The organism is Streptomyces sp. NPDC110618 (assembly GCF_055657065.1).
The window spans coordinates 151,153-167,212 of the sequence record NZ_JBVKBN010000018.1 but is presented as its reverse complement, the minus strand read 5'-3'; the positions used below and the strand labels follow the sequence as shown (position 1 = coordinate 167,212).

Sequence of the window (16,060 nt, the reverse complement as noted above, 5' to 3'; positions counted from 1 at the left end):
GCCCGGTTACATTCCGAACCCGGAAGCTAAGCCTCACAGCGCCGATGGTACTGCAGGGGGGACCCTGTGGGAGAGTAGGACGCCGCCGAACAATTATTGATGAAAACCCCCGTACCGTTTATTCGGTACGGGGGTTTTCTGCGTTCCGCTACCGTTGCCGCATGAGCTACAAAGTGCGTTCCATTCAGTCCCACGAGTGGCCCCAGGCCAAGGCCCTGCGGCTGGCCGCCCTCCAGGACCCGGTGGCTCACCTCGCCTTCCTGGAGACGTACGAGAACGCCCTGGCCCAGCCCGACTCCTTCTGGCAGGACCGGGTCACGCGTGCCGCCGAGGGAGCTTCCGACGCGCAGCAGATCATCGCCGAGGGGCCGGACGGGGAGTGGGTCGGGACGCTGACCGTGCTCATGGAGGAGGCCGGCACCGAGGACTGGGCCGGTATGCCCGTCGAGCGGCGTCAGGGGCACCTGGTCGGGGTGTTCGTACAGCCGACGCACCGTGGGATCGGGCTGACCGAGGTGCTCTTCGACGCCGGTCTTGAGTGGGCCTGGGCGCAGGGTGCCGAGCGGGTGCGGCTCATCGTGCACGAGGAGAACGGGCGCGCCCAGCGGCTGTACCGCAAGGTGGGGTTCGAGCCGACCGGTGTCACCGTGCCGTTGCCGCACGCGCCGGACGACTTGGAGCTGGAGTTCGCTCTCGAACGGGCCCGGCTAGACCGGTAGTTCGTCGTGCGGCCAGCGGGCGCGGGCCTGTTCCCGGGAGCGGAGCAGAGCCAGGGTGGGCAGGCCGCGGTCGGCGCCGGTGGCGAGGAGTTCCGGGAGTTGGGGGAGCGGGGCCACGGCGGCGACATCGTCCAGGACGAGGGTGAGTGGTGGGTCGAGGCGACCGGAGGATGACCGTTCGGCCATGCGCCGGCCGCGCTCGACCACGCTTGCGGCGAGTGCCGTGAGTAGGGGCATCGCGCCCGGGTTGGTGCGCGGGTCCTCGATGGATTCCCCCACTACATAAAGCGTGCCCCCTTCGTTGACGAAGGAATCCAAGGCAAGCGCATCAGTTCGGTTTGGAGTGCAGGACTCCCGGATGTTGACCGTGAAGAGGGCGGACAGCGCTCGGGTGGTCAACTGCTGGGCCATGTCCCGGCGTTCGGGGTGGGCGGTGAGCGCCGCCTCCAACTCGCCCGCGGCACCGGGCGCGGCCTTGGGGCTCGTACGGAGAATGCGGACCGCGTCCTGGAGTTGGGTGCCCTGGGACCAGCGGTGGACGTGGCGGATGGTGCGGCCGTCTATCGCGGCGGCGTGCAGGGCGCTGCGGAGGAGCGTTTCCGCGACGTCGGCCACCGCCTGGTCCATCTTCGCGGTGGGGCGGACGGGGGCCAGCAGGGCCGCTGCTCTGGCCGCCGCTGTCTGCTTGTCCTCGCAGCCCGCTGTGGGTGACCAGTGGAGGCGGGACGGGGTGTCGCACAGGTGGGTGGGGTCGTAGAGGTGGACCGGGCCCAGTTTGGCGCGGGCGTCCTTGGTGTCCTGCCAGACGGCCGGGTTGGAGGTGATGACGAGGGCGGGGCCGTCGGCGTCACGTACGGCCTGGGCGGCGGTGGTGTGGCGGGTGTCCTTGGAGCCGTAGACGACGGGGGAGCGGGTGGGTTCCCACGTGTTCGCCGGTTCGAGGGGCGCGGGTCTTGGGGGCTCCTGCACCGGTCTGTGGGTGACTGGTTCCGCGGGGCGAGGGGTCGGTACCTCGTGGGTGACGGGGGGCTCGGGCTGCGGTTCGGGGTTCTGGGCCGCCAGGCGCTTCTCCTCGCGGCGCCGGGCCCGTACCGCCCGCCAGCGGGCCAGAGTGCCCATCACGAACACCGCGAGCACGATCAGGACCATCAGCTGGCCGATGAACAGGCCCCAGAACAGGCCGTACCCGGAAAGTTCCGCCGCGGGGGTGTCCGGCCAGGCGCCGGGGAGGTCGTGGGCGGCGCCGAAGAGGTGGCGCATGGCCAGGGGTGTGCGGGTGAAGGTGACGCCGGTCGGCCAGGAGCCGTGGGCGAGGAGGCCGGCCAGGCCGGTCGCCGTCCACACCATCAGGGTCATGCCGAGGAGGAAGGCGAGTATGCCGACCAGCAGCCCGTCGGGGATGCCGCCCGTAGTCTCCCGCCGCCGGTCGTCCGCGCGCACTTGCCGCCCTCCCCCTTATGCCACCGTCGACTCGGAGTCGCCGAGGTGTTGTTCCACGAAGGCCGCCGCCCGCTCCTCGGCCTCCAGCTCGGCGGCGCGCAGGGCGTCGTCGGTGATCTCGCTGGAGGACTCGGTCATCGCGCGGTCGGTGAAGACCAGCGGGCGTTCGGTCTCGGTGACCAGGTGTTTGACCACCTGGACATTGCCGTTGACGTCCCAGACGGCGATACCCGGGGTGAGCGAGGGGATGATCTCCACCGCCCACCTGGGCAGGCCGAGCACCCGTCCCGTCGCCCTCGCCTCGTCCGCCTTCTGGGCATAAATGGTCCTGGTGGAGGCCATCTTCAGGATGGCCGCCGCCTCCTTGGCCGCCGCGCCGTCGACGACGTCGGACAGGTGGTGGACCACCGCCACGAAGGACAGGCCCAGGCGTCGGCCGAACTTCAGCAGGCGCTGGAAGAGCTGGGCCACGAAGGGGCTGTTGATGATGTGCCAGGCCTCCTCGACCAGGAAGATGCGCTTCTTCCGGTCGGGGCGGATCCAGGTGTGCTCCAGCCACACGCCGACGATCGCCATGAGGATGGGCATGGCGATGGAGTTGCGGTCGATGTGGGACAGGTCGAAGACGATCAGCGGGGCGTCCAGGTCGATGCCGACCGTGGTCGGGCCGTCGAACATGCCGCGCAGGTCGCCGTCGACCAGCCGGTCCAGCACCAGGGCGACGTCCAGGCCCCAGGCCCGTACATCGTCTATGGCGACGTTCATCGCCTCCGCGGACTCCGGCTCGGGGTGCCGGAGTTGCTCGACGATGTCGGTGAGGACCGGCTGGCGTTCGACGATGGTCTCGTTGACGTAGGCGTGCGCGACCTTGAGCGCGAAGCCGGAACGCTCGTCGAGGCCATGGCCCATGGCGACCTCGATGATGGTGCGCAGCAGCGCGAGCTGCCCGGTGGTGGTGATCGCCGGGTCCAGGGGGTTGAGCCGGATGCCGTGGTCCAGGGCGGCCATCGGGTCCAGCCGGATGGGAGTTATCCCCAGCTCCTGCGCGATCAGGTTCCATTCGCCGACCCCGTCCTCGCCCTGCGCGTCCAGGACGACGACCTGCCGGTCGCGGAAGCGCAGCTGGCGCAGGACGTATGTCTTCTCCAGCGCCGACTTGCCGTTGCCGGACTCGCCGAGGACGAGCCAGTGCGGGGCGGGCAACTGCTGGCCGTACAGCTGGAAGGGGTCGTAGATGTAGCCCTTCCCGGAGTACACCTCGCGGCCGATGATCACGCCCGAGTCGCCGAGGCCGGGCGCGGCGGTCGGGAGGTAGACGGCCTGGGCCTGCCCGGTGGAGGTGCGTACCGGCGGCCGGGTCGTCTCCACCTTGCCGAAGAGGAAGGAGGTGAAGGCGTCGGTGAGGATGGACAGCGGATCCCGCATGCGGCGGCCCTACCTTCGAATGCCGGTGGCGAACGGGAGTGTGTTCACGAAGGCGCGGTGGTGCTCGCGGTCGCACCACTCCAGCTTCAGGTACGACTTGCCGGCCGAGGCCCGGATGGTGCGCTTGTCGCGGGCCAGGGACTCGGGGGAACGGGAGGAGACGGTGATGTAGCCGACGAGGTTGACGCCCGCGGCGCCGCTCGCCAGGTCCTCGCCGCGCTGGTCGAGGCGGTTGTGGGCGGCGATGTCACGGGGGTCGACGGTGCGGTTCATCTTGGCGGCGCGGGACGCCTCGGCCTCGTCGTTGGTCTTCTCGGTGAGCATGCGCTCGATGGCGATCTCGGTGGGTTCGAGGTCCATCGTGACGGCGACCGTGCGGATGACGTCCGGGGTGTGCACGAGCAGCGGCGCGAGGAAGTTCACGCCGACCGGGGTCATCGGCCACTCCTTGATCCAGGCCGTGGCGTGGCACCAGGGGGCCCGGGTGGAGGATTCGCGGGTCTTGGCCTGGAGGTAGGTGGGCTCCATGGCGTCGAGCTCGGCGGGCCAGGCATTACGTTTCGTCATCGCCTGGATGTGGTCGATGGGGTGGTCCGGGTCGTACATGGAGTGGATCAGCGAAGCCAGCCGCCCCTGACCGAGCGGCTGCCGTACGCGGATGTCGGCCTCCTGGAGCCGTGAGCAGATGTCGGTCAGCTCACGGGCCATGACGACGGCGAGCCCGGCGTCCTTGTCGATCTTCCGGCCCTGCTGCGGGCGCGCGGCGCGGGCCATGGCGTGGGCCTCGGCGGCCAGTTCGCGCGTGTAGTGCATACAGGCGACGAGGTAGGCGCGGTGCTGCTCGCTGCTGGTCGACACCATCGACTGCAACTGGTCGTACGACTGCTGGAGCCAGGGCAGCGCCTTGTCGTCCCCGCGTACGGCGACGTCCTTGGCGTGGGCGTCGGGGTCGGCGGGGAGGGTGCGGGCGAGCATCTGCAGGCGGGTGACGAAGCCGTCGCCGTTGGCCACGTGCTTGAGCAGGGTGCCGAAGCGGTCGACGAGGGCTTCCTGGTCCTCGGAGTCGCGCAGACCGACGCCGGGGCCCTCGATCTCGATGGCGGCGGTGACGGTCTTGCGGTCGGCGTGCAGCAGTACGGCGATCTCGTCGGGGCCGAAGGGCGCGGCGAGCCAGGTGATCCGGCCGATGCCGGGGGGCGGGCCGATCTCGACCTCGCGTCCGTCGATCCGGGTGCCCGCCTCCATCGCCGCCGAGCGGTAGACGGTGCCGGCCCGCAGGGTGCGCTTGTAGCTGCGGTTGATCTCGAACCACTTGTAGAACGTGCGGCGCTTGTACGGCACGTAGACGGCGGCCAGCGCGAGCAGTGGGAAGCCCATCAGCAGCACGATGCGCAGGGCCAGGAAGGGAACGAGGAGCCCGCACATCATGCCGAGGAACGCGCCGCCGATGATCAGCGCGATCTCGCCGGTCTCACGATTCCGGCCGACAATCGCGTTCGGCCGGGCGCGGCCGATCAGATATGTACGGCGGGGCGTGACCGGATGGGACAGGTGGGACTCGGTCGTCAACGCCCTTCACCTCCCGTGCGGTTGGTACTGCTGTTGCGGGTGTTGCTGGCGTGCGGGGTGTTGACCGCGGTGCTGCTGCCGGAGCGGGGTACGGGTGCGGCGGAGGGGACAGATCCGCCGCCTCCGTTCGCGGTACGGGAGCTGTGCGCGGCGACTCCGCCGGCCGCCTGGTTGGCGGGGCGGGGGGTGGCCGAGCTCTGGCCGCCGTTGTTGTCGGCCCGCGAGCTGTGGGTCTTGATGCCCTGGGCGACGAGGGTCGCCGGGGAGCTGATGACGGCCGCGGCCTTGCCCTCGGCGCCCTGCATGATGCGGTTGTTGCGGGAGTTCGCGATCTCGTCGCCGAAGCCGGGGACGAAGCGGTAGATCATCGCCGAGGCGAAGATGGCGAGCAGGATGATGGCGAGGCCGGAGACGACGGCGGAGAAGGCGTCGGGTCCGTCGTCGGCGGACAGGGCGCCGGCCAGGCCCAGCACGATCACGATGACCGGCTTGACCAGGATGACGGCGATCATGATTCCGGCCCAGCGGCGGACGTGTCCCCACAGGTTCTTGTCGACCAGGCCCGCGTAGACGACGGTGCCGAGGAGGGCGCCGACGTAGAGCAGGGCGGCGCGGATGACCAGCTCCAGCCAGAGGACTCCGGCGGCGAGGATGGACACCAGGGAGACGACGATCAGCATGATCGGTCCGCCGCCGATGTCCTCGCCCTTCTCCAGGGCGCCGGAGAAGGTGCCGAAGAAGGTGTCTGTCTGGTCGCCGGTCGTCGTGGCCAGCACCTCGGAGATGCCGTCGGTCGCGGAGACCACCGTGTACAGGATCAGCGGGGTGAACGCCGACGCGAGCACCGTCAGCCAGAGGAAGCCGATCGCTTCGCTGAGGGCGGTGGTGAGCGGTACGCCTCTCACGGCCCGCTTGGCCACGGCCAGCAGCCAGAGGAGGAGGGTGAGCACGGTCGACGCCGCGAACACGACCGCGTACTGCTGGAGGAACTTGGGGTTCGTGAAGTCGACGTTCGCGGTGTCCTTGACCGCCTCACTGAGCTTGTCGACGGTCCATGCGGCGGCGTCGGCGCAGCCTTTTGCCAGGGAGGAGAGGGGGTCGAGGGTGGAGGGGAGGACGTCACCGGTGGTGCCGCCTCCGCCGCTGCCGCCCTTGTCGCTTTCGCAGTACTTCTTGGCAGGGCCGATGAGCAGGTCGCAGGGGTCGTTGCTCGGGGTTGGCGTAGGCGTGGGAGCAGCGAAAGCGCGGCCTGTCAGGAGCACAGTGGTAGTCGGTACGGCGGCCAGGAGGCTGACGAGCCTGAGTGTGCGGCGCGGGCTATCGGGCATACGTGAACCCTCCGTACTCCTCGATGGCCTTGCTGATCTCTTCAGAGCTCGCCGCCCTGTCGTCGCCGGGTACCGGCGCGGGGCCGTCCTCTTGGGTGTCCGCGCTGATCTTCCAGTCCCCGCTGTCCCACTGCAGATCGAAGGTCCAGGTCTTCCATGTGGGTCTCACGGGATCGGTCGATGCCTCACCCGACATGCCGATGAGGCCCACGTACCAGACCGACACCTTGGCGTTGCTGTCGCTGAACTGCTCGACTGTCGTGCCTACCGGAACCGTGCGCGACACGAAGGTGTTGCCCTCAGGGGCCTTGCCGTTCGCGTCCAGTCCCATCTTGCCGAGGAACTCCGCCGAGTAGGCCTTGTCCAGGGCTCCCTGAAGCTTGGCCGCCGCGCTGGGCGTATAGATACTCTCGACGATGGCGTGCCGACTGTCTTTGTTGAACATCCCGGTCGAGCCCAGCGCCACCGCATAATTCGCCGCCGCACTCTGCGCCCCCTGCTCGTCCCGGGCGAAGCCCGACTTCACGGGCTGGGTGCCCGTCGCGGCCGTCGGCGCGGCCTTCGGCTTGTTCTCGGGGGCGTCCTCGGAAGGGGAATCGTCTCCTCCACGGTTCGCGAACGCGATCGCGGCGATGAGGAGGACGACGACGCCCACCACCGTCACCAGGCTCCGGGAGGAGGTGCGGCGCGGCGGGGCGTAGGGGTCGGTTTCGTTCTCCGGGAGTCGGGTGCGGGTGTGGCCCGTGCCTCCGTAGCCGCCGGAGGATTCGCGGTCGTCGCCGAGACTCATACCGGGTACGCCCCCTCACCGTCGCACCGGAAGCCGTGATAGCCGTTGGAGTACGACGGTAGCCGTGCTGGTTCCCGCGCGGGCGCGGTGTGGTGACTCGACATCAGGGAAACGCAACCTCAGCCGGTGGGCACGACGGGCGGGTGGGAAGGACGGGGTACCGGACCGGGCGTGCCCGGAGGGGACGGGTGGGCGCGGCTACACGGCCATGCCGTACACGATGGTGAACAGCGTGCCGAGCGAACCGATGATGAAGACGCCGGTCAGGCCCGCGATGATGAGGCCCTTGCCCTGTTCCGCGCTGAACGTGTCGCGCAGTGCGGTGGCTCCGATGCGCTGCTTGGCGGCACCCCAGATGGCGATGCCGAGGCAGAGCAGGATGGCGACCGCCATCACCACCTCGATCATCACCTTGGCCTCGTTGCCCAGGCTGCCGAAGGGGCCCCAGTCCGGAGCGATCCCGCCGATGATGGTGTTGATGTCTCCCTTGTCGGCCGCAAAGAGCATGTAAGTCACCGCCCCTGTTGGGTAGTTCCGCTTCCTCTGTCGTGGCGCAGAGGTCAGGCATCATTGTCGCCGACAATGCCGCTGCCGTATGTCGACTTGGCGTCATTGATTGGCGGGTTTCGTATGAATAGCTTGTCACCGTCGCGCGCGGGGTCTCCTCGGGGCGCGCGGGGCGGTGTACGCGGAGTCGTATCGTCACTCTGTGTATCACGGCAGGTTACACCGGGCAACGAAGTCGGAGCGGAACCTGTCGTGTGGTTCCGTCGTTGACCCCTCTTGCGCCTACTTGCCCGGCTCGTACGGTTTCTGACGGCCGGTCGGGTGGCGGGTCGGGGAGATGTTCCCCGGGTGAAGGCTACGCCCTCGGCGTGCCCGGCCTCTGAGCGGGCGTCACGGTGTGAGCGGTCAGCGGGGCTTGATGCCGTACAGCAGGTAGTGGACCAGTTCCTCGATGCTGCCCAGGGCCTCCTCGGGGGCGAGTATGCCGCCGGCCGCGAGCGAGGCGAGGCCGTGCACGCCGGCGCCCGTGATGATGGTGAGGTGGGCGGGGTCGGCCTCGATGATCTCGCCCCGGTGCATGGCGTCGGCCACGACCCGCTCCAGTGAGCCGACCGTGCGGTCGACGGCGGCGGCCATCTGCTCGTGGGCGTCGGGGTCGTGCTTGCGCGCGTACATCAGTTCCAGCAGCTCGGCGTGGTCGAGGGCGAAGCTGAGGTAGGCGCGGGCCAGGGCGATGAGCCGGGGTTCGAGGGGGAGTGCGGGGTCGTCGGCGGCGTTCAGGGCCTGCTCCAGGCGGTCGTAGCCGACCAGGGCCAGGGCGTTGAGCAGGGCCTGCTTGTCCTTGAAGTGGCGGCCGGGGGCGGCGTGGCTGACGCCGGCCTCGCGGGCCAGTTCGCGCAGGGAGAGCGCGGTGACGCCCTTGGTCCGCAGGGTGCGCTCGGCGCTGGCGAGCAGGGTGGAGCGCAGGTCTCCGTGGTGGTAGGGGCGGCTCTCGGGCATGGGTTCATGGTAGCGGGATGTTGACGCCGTCAATTTTATTGGCGGTGTCTACATTGTTGTCATTGACAGCATTGTTGGCGGCGTCTACATTCAGGGGGCATGACCGAGACGCAGAAGTGGAACGAGACCCATCTGCCCGACCTGCACGGCCGTACGGCCGTCGTCACGGGTGCCAACAGCGGCATCGGGCTCACCGCCGCCGACGCGCTGGCCCGCGCGGGGGCACATGTCGTCTTCGCGGTACGGGACCCCGAGCGCGGCCGGGCCGCCGCCGCGACCGTGTCCGGCAGCACCGAGGTGCGCCGTCTCGACCTGGCCGATCTGGCCTCCGTGCGGGAGTTCGCCGCGGGCTGGCAGGGGCCGCTGGATCTGCTGATCAACAACGCGGGCGTGATGATGGTCCCGGCGCAGCGGACCAAGGACGGCTTCGAGATGCAGCTCGGCACCAACCACCTCGGGCACTTCGCCCTGACGAACCTGCTCCTGCCGCACGTCACCGGCCGCGTGGTCACGGTCGCCTCGGCCGCCCACCGCTGGGGCTACGGCACCATCCGCTTCGACGACCTGAACATGGACGCGGACTACGACCCGCGCCGCGCGTACGGGCAGTCCAAGCTCGCCAACCTGCTGTTCACGCTGGAACTGCAGCGCCGGCTCACCGAGGCGGGCTCCGAGGTCCGCGCCCTGGCCGCGCACCCCGGGTACTCCGCGACCAACCTGCAGAGCCACGCGGCCAGCCCGGTGGCCCGGGTGGGGATGTGGATCTCCAACCGCCTCGTGGCCCAGTCCGACCGCGCGGGGGCGCTGCCGACGCTGTACGCCGCCACGCAGGACCTGCCGGGCGCCAGCTATGTCGGGCCCGACGGCTTCGGTGAGTGGCGGGGCCACCCCACCCTGGTGAGCCGCTCCCGTGCGGCGAGCGATCCGGTGGCGGCCCGGCGGCTGTGGACGGTGTCGGAGGAACTCACGGGGGTGCGCTGGCCGTTGGAGGTGCATGCGGCCTGAACCGGACGCCTGGCTGTCGGCCGTCGGCGCGTGATGGCGGCACTGGTCGACTACCGGCGGACCGGCACGGATGCCGAGCGGGCGGGCACCGAAGGGCCTGGCACTGCGAACCTCACCGCTCGGACGTGCCGTCGTCCTCGCACAGGGCCCGTACCGCCTTGGCCGTCGTGGTCGGGTCGTAGCCGTCGGGGACGCCCTCGACCAGGATGATGTCGCTCTCCATGTGCCGGGAGCGGAGTGGGGCGATCTCCTGGTAGGCGGGGGAGGTCCACCACTCGCGGGCCTCGGTGAGGGTGGGGAAGGCGATCACCACCACGTCGCCGGGCCAGTCGCCCTCCACCGTCTCGCGGGTCGCGCCGTGCACCAGGAACCGGCCGCCGTAGGGCTCGAAGGTGGCGGTGATGCGCTCGATGTAGTCGGCGATCTCGGGGTGCGGGGTGATCTCGCGGAGGTGGGCTATGGCGTAGGCGGTCATCTGACGTCCTTTCCGGTCGCGGTGCGGCGCTGCGGTCGGGATCCCTGTGGTCACGATCGTGGCAGTGCGCGGCGACGGGGTCGATGACCTGTCAGGTAATGGCGCCCTCGCCGCGGGTGCCCGGTTGCGGTCTGTTGTACGGGGGAAGCTCCTAGACTGGCGCGGGCGGAATCCCGGTGGGTGAGGGGCGGTTGACGGTGCGTAAGGCGTGGATCGTGGCGGGTGGCGCTGTCGCGGCGGGGCTCAGTTTTGTGATGCTGCTCGTCGTCGGGGTCTACGTCGTCGCCGGGAACCTCGCCAACGGGGTCGGGGGCGGGGCCAAGAACCTCGCCAAGGGAGCCGTGCCGGCCGCGTACCAGGATCTTGTGCAGAAGTGGGGCGGGCTCTGCCCGGCCATCAATCCCGCGCTGCTCGCCGCCCAGCTCTACCAGGAGAGCGGGTTCAATCCGAAGGCGCAGAGTCCGGCCGCCGCGCAGGGGATAGCGCAGTTCATCCCCGGCACCTGGGCCACCCACGGCATCGACGGGGACGGGGACGGGGACCGGGACGTGTGGGACCCGCAGGACGCCATTCCGTCCGCCGCCTCCTACGACTGCGAACTCGCCAAGTACGTCGAGGACGTGCCCGGGGACCCGACCAAGAACATGCTCGCCGCCTACAACGCCGGGGCGTACGCGGTCATCAAGTACGGGGGCGTGCCGCCGTACCGGGAGACCCAGAACTACGTGAAGACCATCACCACCCTGGAGGCCAGCTTCGCCGCGCCCGTCGGACGCGTCGATCCCTCCGAGCAGGCCGCCGGGGCCATCGCCTACGCGCAGAAGAAGCTCGGCACGCTCTATCTGTGGGGCGGTGACGGCACCGCCGAGGACGGCGGGCGGTTCGACTGCTCGGGGCTGACCAAGGCCGCGTACGAAAGTGTCGGGATTTCGCTCCCCCGGGTCGCCAACGACCAGTACAACGCGGGCCCCCATCCGGCGCGGGACGAACTGCTTCCGGGGGACCTGGTGTTCTTCTCGGACGACCTCACGAACTCCCGTGCCATCCGCCATGTCGGGATTTATGTCGGCGGCGGGTACATGATCGACGCCCCGAGAACAGGTGCTGTGATCCGGTTCGACCCGATCGACACCCCCGACTACTTCGGGGCCACCCGGGTCACCGAAGATGGCGCGAAAGCGCTCCCCACCTCGGTGTAAGCGCAGCGTGAACCCACCCCCTGAGCTGCGGCGATGTATCTCTCTTCGATAACGTCTGCGTGATCATTCAGTGGAGTGTGGAACGTATCAACAGGGGCCGTGCGTTCCTGTTGTCGTAGCCGAGCGCGGATCTACAACCACGGGGGTGGCGGAAGGGCGCGTGAACAGGCGTGCCGTGAGAGAGACGACGAAGGGGCCGCAGCATCATGGCTGGACTCGCCGCATCCGGGTCGAACCCTGACGTCGAGCTGCTGTACGACATCAATGGCCTGGCCAAGGACGCACCGCCGTGGTTCGACCGAGTCATGGAGTACGTGGGCGAGTACGGCCTGCTCTTCGCCATGATCGCGCTCATCCTGTGGTGCTGGCTGTCCGTGCGCCGCAAGGGCGGGGAGGACGCGCCCGCGTCCGTCGCCGCGCTGGTGTGGGCGCCGCTCGCCGCGGCCGTCGCGGTGCTCGTGAACGTGCCGATCCGGGGCTTCGTCGAACGGCCCCGGCCGTTCCTCGACCATCAGGGACTCGAAGTCCTCGTCTCCGGCAAGACCGACTTCTCCTTCGTCAGCGACCACGCGACGATCACCATGGCCATGGGCGTCGGACTGTTCGTCGCCAACCGCAAGTTCGGTCTCTTCGGAATCCTGCTCGGGCTCCTCGAAGGCTTCTGCCGGGTCTACATGGGTGTGCACTACCCGACCGACGTCATCGGCGGGTTCGCGCTCGGCACGGCCGTCACCCTGCTCCTCTCGCCGGTCGCCTCGGCGCTGCTCACTCCGCTGATGAAGGCGATCGGGCGGTCGCAGCGGGGCGCGTGGCTGATCCGGTCGCGGAAGGCGGCGCGGGACGGGCAGGCGTTCGTTCCCGGCGCCCGCAAGGAGAGCTCGGGGGCCGAGGAGCGGGATCTGGCGGCCTGAGGGGTGCGGGGGCCGTGCCCGGGGCCGGGGGCTGTGTTCTGCCTCGGGGCTGTGTTCGGGGTCGGGTGCCGTGTTCGGGTCCGGGGCTGAGTTCGGGTCCGGGGGCTGAGGTCGGGTCCGGGGCTGAGTTCAGGTTCGTCACAGTGACTGCGGGTACCTGAAGAAGCCCTTCGGGTCGTACACCCTCTTCAGACGCGTCAGCCGGTTCGCCGCGTCGCCGTAGTACGCCGTGCGCCAGTTCTTCAGGGTCGGGTCCGTGTAGTTCTGGTACGCCGCGCCCGACGCGTACGGGCGCATCGCGGTGTGGGCCTCGGTCAGCCAGGACTGGGCCGTCGTGCCGCTCGTGCCCGCCCGCCACGCGGCGATGTACTGGGCCAGCATGCGCGAGCGGCGGTGCACGAACGCCGTCGCCGTCGGGTCCACGCGGTTCACCGCGCCGCCGAGCGCCGTGAGGGCGATGCTGCCGGAGCCGCCGCGGACCGACTTGATCTTCGCCAGCAGGGCCTGGACGCCCGCGTCGGAGATCGAGCGGTCGAAGAAGTCCGACTTCGCCGCGTACGTCTCGCGCTGCAGGGCGCCCTGTGGGGAGCGGCCCGGGGTGCTGCCGGGGAGGTGGCACTGGGCGTCCGAGGCGAAGGAGGAGCAGCCCGCGTACAGCTCCATCGACTCCTCGTAGGAGCGGCGGCGCAGGGAGACGCTGGTGGCGGGGGCGCCGATGCGGTCGGCCAGGCGGTCGACGGCGTTCTGGAGTTCGCCGTACGTGCCGAGGGAGAAGGCGGCGACCGAGACGGTGGGGGTACCGCCGGCGGCGTTCGCGAGGTGCAGCGAGGACCAGATCTCGTCCGGCTGGGTGGGGCCCCATTCCTGCCAGGCCTTCAGTACGGCGGCCGCCCTCGACCACGGCCAGGACATGTACGCCGTCACCGCCTGGGGCGCCGGGTGGGTCTTGAAGCGGAGTTCCGTGACGACGCCGAAGTTGCCGTTGCCCGCGCCGCGCAGGGCCCAGAAGAGGTCCTTGTGGTGGCCGGCGTCGGCGGTGAGCTGCTTGCCGTCGGCCGTGATGAGGGTCGCCGAGGTCAGGCTGTCGCAGGTCAGGCCGTACGCCCTGGAGACGACGCCATGGCCGCCGCCGAGGGTGAGGCCGGAGACGCCGACGGTGGGGCAGGAGCCGGCCGGGATCGTGACGCCCTTGGCGGCCAGGGCGCGGTAGACGTCGATGAGTTTGGCGCCGGCGCCGATGACCGCGGTGCCGTTGCCGGTGCGGATGCGGTTCAGCTCGGAGACGTCGATGACCAGGCGGTCGTTGCCGGAGGACCAGCCGGCGTAGGAGTGGCCGCCGTTGCGGATCGCGACGCGGATGCTGTTCGTGCGGGCGTAGGCGAGGGCCGTGCGGATGTCCTCCGGGTGGGCCGGGTAGGCGACGGCGGCCGGTTTCAGGGTGTCGAAGCGGGTGTTGTAGAGCTGGCGGGCGCTGGGCCAGGCCGTGTCGCCGGGGCGGACGAGGGTGCCGTCGAGGTCCTGGGCGAGGGCGGACCAGGAGGGGGCGCGGGAGGAGGTGGCGGCGGCGGGGGTGGAGTTGGGGGTGGGGCTGCTCTTGGTGTTGCTGTCGGTGCCTGTGCAGGCGGCGGTGGTGGTGCTCGCGAGTGCGGCTGCGCCGGCTGCGATGAAGGTACGCCGTTCCATGTCGCCTCCCCTGGGTTACGTGGAACGAGACGGGGTGGTGGGGGCGGGGGTTCCATCGCCGCCGCGCCTGTGAGCAAGTTACGCCCCCGCCGCCCCTACCCGTCCCGTCCCCGGGGGCTGCCGCCCCCGGGACCCCCGCTGTCGGCCCTGGACGGGCCTCGTCCTCAAGCGCCGGACGGGCTGGGAGTCGGCCGGGGTCTTCTTCCGCCGCTCGCCGGACGGGCTGGGAGTCGCCGTTGGCCCTCTCCGGGTGGGGTCCGGCGTGCGTTACGGGCGCTCGGAGTCGTCGTTAAGGGGAGCGATGGGGGCCCGTGACGGACGTACCGGCTGGGGGGTAGGCAGGCGATGGCGGAGCGGCAGTACAGGCGTCGGGGGGCGGTTGTCGCCGCCGGGGTCGTGATGGTGGCCGGTGGGTGTGGTGAGGCCGTGCCGGACGGGGGTGGTGGGGAAGGGGTCGCCGTGGTGCGGGGGGCCGCTGCCGAGCTGGTGCGGGCTCGTAGTTCCAAGGCGCACACCTCCATGGAGATGGCTGCCGGGGGGACGCGGGTGACCATTCGGGGGCGGGGGGTTTATGACTTCCGGGAGCAGGTTGGGCAGTTGAGGGTGTCGCTGCCTCAAGGGCCTGTCGAGGACTCCTCGCGGCAGCCCATCACCGAGCTGCTCGCTCCTGGGGCCCTGTTCATGAAGAACCGGGGGGCCGGGGTTCCCGAGGACAAGTGGGTGCGGGTGGAGACCGGGTCCATGGCGGACGGGAATCTGGTCACCGGGGGTGCCACCGATCCGCTCGCCGCCGCCGAGATCCTGCGGGGCGCCCGGGACGTCCGGTACGTGGGCGCGGAGCGGGTCGGCGGGGTCGACGTGCGGCACTATCGCGGGGTCGCCGACCTGGGGCGGGCCGCCCGGCGGGCCTCCGAGGGGCCGCGCGACGCGCTGGCCGCGGCGGCGAAAGGGTTCGCCACTCCCCGGGTTCCGTTCGATGTGTACCTCGATGAGGAGGGGCGGATCAGGAAGGTCCGGCACCGGTTCAGTTTTGTGAACGGGCAGCAGGAGCGGCCCGTCGACGTCGCCTCCACGACCCTGCTGTACGACTTCGGCGTCGACGTGGACGTACGGCTGCCGGACCGTGACGACATCTTCGCGGGGCGTATCGCGGAAGAGTGAGGGTCGTCAAGAACTAGCCCGTCCGTGCCATGCGCGGTGTGTAGACCTCTCCCTACTCTAGGAAGTCGGTAACGGCAGAGAAGAGGTGATGCGCGTGGCTCCGGTCGGCGGTACGGCAGTTCAGGACCACGTGGCCCTCGCCGAGATCGAGCTGTGCGGTGAACTGATCATCGCGGCCTCGGCCGCCGAGGACCGCCTCAGCATGGAGAGCATTGACCAGGTGCTGCGGGTGGCCGAGGAGCGGGATCGTCGGTCCGGCCCCGGCCCCGGCTCTGACTCCGCGAGGGCCGAGCCGAGAGCGCGGTGGTGATTTTCGGCCGGTCCGGCTCAGGTCCGCAGTAGGCGGCCGATCGCCTTCGTCGCCTCTTCCACCTTCGCGTCGATCTCGTCGCCGCCCTTGACCGCCGCGTCCGCGACGCAGTGCCGCAGGTGCTCCTCCAGGAGCTGGAGGGCGAAGGACTGCAGGGCCTTGGTGGAGGCCGATACCTGGGTGAGTATGTCGATGCAGTAGATGTCCTCGTCGACCATCCGCTGCAGGCCCCGGATCTGGCCCTCGATGCGCCGCAGTCGCTTGAGGTGCTCGTCCTTCTGCTTGTGGTAACCGTGCGTGGCGTGGTCGTGCGCCTGCTCGGAGGGCGCCGTGGCGCCGGCCTCGGTCGTCGTCATCGCGTCCTCCAGACATATACCCCTACTGGGTATATCGTACCGAACTTTGCTGGGTATAGGGCCCTTGGTACGCCCCCGTGATGATCACTCTGCCTGATGGGCGACACTGGGGGACGGCCCATTAGCCGTGGCCGGATGATGCGCCTAGCATCAGCCTGACCGAAACCGAAGCACCCCGAGGAC

Annotated in this window: 16 protein-coding genes and 1 rRNA gene; 7 read left to right on the top strand and 10 right to left on the bottom strand. The window is 70.0% G+C overall.

Annotated elements, in window-relative coordinates:
* Window positions 1–91, top strand: a 5S ribosomal RNA gene (gene rrf, locus ACZ7L7_RS27900); the annotation flags it as partial.
* A 70-nt stretch (window positions 92–161) separates the two neighbouring features.
* A complete protein-coding gene (locus tag ACZ7L7_RS27895) occupies window positions 162–719 on the top strand; it encodes a GNAT family N-acetyltransferase (RefSeq protein WP_453607895.1) in 558 nt (185 codons plus the stop codon).
* On the opposite strand, the gene ACZ7L7_RS27890 is transcribed toward ACZ7L7_RS27895, so the two are convergent.
* The 7 genes from ACZ7L7_RS27890 to ACZ7L7_RS27860 all read right to left on the bottom strand — a co-directional run bounded on the left by ACZ7L7_RS27890 (window position 708) and on the right by ACZ7L7_RS27860 (window position 8,777).
* Complete coding sequence (locus ACZ7L7_RS27890; protein WP_472077570.1) at window positions 708–2,159, bottom strand: type IV secretory system conjugative DNA transfer family protein; 1,452 nt, start codon at window positions 2,157–2,159, stop codon at window positions 708–710. The genes ACZ7L7_RS27895 and ACZ7L7_RS27890 overlap by 12 nt on opposite strands.
* 15 nt (window positions 2,160–2,174) lie before the next feature.
* Window positions 2,175–3,584: an ATP-binding protein gene (locus ACZ7L7_RS27885; RefSeq protein WP_453607901.1), complete on the bottom strand. Its 1,410-nt coding sequence runs from the start codon at window positions 3,582–3,584 to the stop codon at window positions 2,175–2,177.
* 9 nt (window positions 3,585–3,593) lie between these two features.
* Window positions 3,594–5,153: an SCO6880 family protein gene (locus tag ACZ7L7_RS27880; RefSeq protein ID WP_285514936.1), complete on the bottom strand. Its 1,560-nt coding sequence runs from the start codon at window positions 5,151–5,153 to the stop codon at window positions 3,594–3,596.
* Window positions 5,150–6,481, bottom strand: coding sequence for a hypothetical protein (locus ACZ7L7_RS27875; RefSeq protein ID WP_472077569.1), 1,332 nt, complete (start codon window positions 6,479–6,481; stop codon window positions 5,150–5,152). The genes ACZ7L7_RS27880 and ACZ7L7_RS27875 overlap by 4 nt, the downstream gene beginning before the upstream one ends.
* On the bottom strand, window positions 6,471–7,271 hold the full coding sequence (locus ACZ7L7_RS27870; protein ID WP_472077568.1) for a DUF8175 domain-containg protein: 801 nt from the start codon (window positions 7,269–7,271) through the stop codon (window positions 6,471–6,473). The genes ACZ7L7_RS27875 and ACZ7L7_RS27870 overlap by 11 nt, the downstream gene beginning before the upstream one ends.
* A gap of 198 nt (window positions 7,272–7,469) precedes the next feature.
* Window positions 7,470–7,778, bottom strand: a complete 309-nt coding sequence (locus ACZ7L7_RS27865) for a hypothetical protein (protein ID WP_003991275.1) — start codon at window positions 7,776–7,778, stop codon at window positions 7,470–7,472.
* Between the two features lie 405 nt (window positions 7,779–8,183).
* Entirely contained in the window at window positions 8,184–8,777 is a 594-nt protein-coding gene (locus ACZ7L7_RS27860) for a TetR/AcrR family transcriptional regulator (RefSeq protein WP_285514933.1), read from the bottom strand.
* A gap of 99 nt (window positions 8,778–8,876) precedes the next feature.
* On the opposite strand from ACZ7L7_RS27860, the gene ACZ7L7_RS27855 reads away from it, so the two are divergent.
* Window positions 8,877–9,782: an oxidoreductase gene (locus ACZ7L7_RS27855; RefSeq protein ID WP_471432572.1), complete on the top strand. Its 906-nt coding sequence runs from the start codon at window positions 8,877–8,879 to the stop codon at window positions 9,780–9,782.
* A 112-nt stretch (window positions 9,783–9,894) separates the two neighbouring features.
* On the opposite strand, the gene ACZ7L7_RS27850 is transcribed toward ACZ7L7_RS27855, so the two are convergent.
* Window positions 9,895–10,257, bottom strand: a complete 363-nt coding sequence (locus ACZ7L7_RS27850; protein ID WP_285514931.1) for a DUF1330 domain-containing protein — start codon at window positions 10,255–10,257, stop codon at window positions 9,895–9,897.
* Between the two features lie 176 nt (window positions 10,258–10,433).
* On the opposite strand from ACZ7L7_RS27850, the gene ACZ7L7_RS27845 reads away from it, so the two are divergent.
* Window positions 10,434–11,456 (top strand): C40 family peptidase, encoded by a 1,023-nt coding sequence (locus tag ACZ7L7_RS27845; protein WP_285514930.1) that lies wholly within the window; start codon window positions 10,434–10,436, stop codon window positions 11,454–11,456.
* Window positions 11,457–11,662: 206 nt separating this feature from the next.
* Window positions 11,663–12,367: a phosphatase PAP2 family protein gene (locus tag ACZ7L7_RS27840; RefSeq protein ID WP_453607908.1), complete on the top strand. Its 705-nt coding sequence runs from the start codon at window positions 11,663–11,665 to the stop codon at window positions 12,365–12,367.
* A 138-nt stretch (window positions 12,368–12,505) separates the two neighbouring features.
* Here ACZ7L7_RS27840 and ACZ7L7_RS27835 read toward each other — a convergent pair whose 3' ends face one another.
* Window positions 12,506–14,050: an FAD-binding oxidoreductase gene (locus ACZ7L7_RS27835; RefSeq protein WP_472077567.1), complete on the bottom strand. Its 1,545-nt coding sequence runs from the start codon at window positions 14,048–14,050 to the stop codon at window positions 12,506–12,508.
* A gap of 345 nt (window positions 14,051–14,395) precedes the next feature.
* Here ACZ7L7_RS27835 and ACZ7L7_RS27830 point away from each other — a divergent pair, with 345 nt between their 5' ends.
* Both ACZ7L7_RS27830 and ACZ7L7_RS27825 read left to right on the top strand, forming a co-directional pair.
* Entirely contained in the window at window positions 14,396–15,211 is an 816-nt protein-coding gene (locus tag ACZ7L7_RS27830; protein ID WP_453607913.1) for an SCO4651 family lipoprotein, read from the top strand.
* An 88-nt stretch (window positions 15,212–15,299) separates the two neighbouring features.
* Window positions 15,300–15,521, top strand: a complete 222-nt coding sequence (locus ACZ7L7_RS27825; RefSeq protein ID WP_285514927.1) for a hypothetical protein — start codon at window positions 15,300–15,302, stop codon at window positions 15,519–15,521.
* Window positions 15,522–15,538: 17 nt separating this feature from the next.
* Here the strand turns inward: ACZ7L7_RS27825 and ACZ7L7_RS27820 are convergent, their stop codons facing one another.
* A complete protein-coding gene (locus ACZ7L7_RS27820) occupies window positions 15,539–15,877 on the bottom strand; it encodes a metal-sensitive transcriptional regulator (RefSeq protein WP_285514926.1) in 339 nt (112 codons plus the stop codon).
* Window positions 15,878–16,060 lie beyond the last annotated feature (183 nt).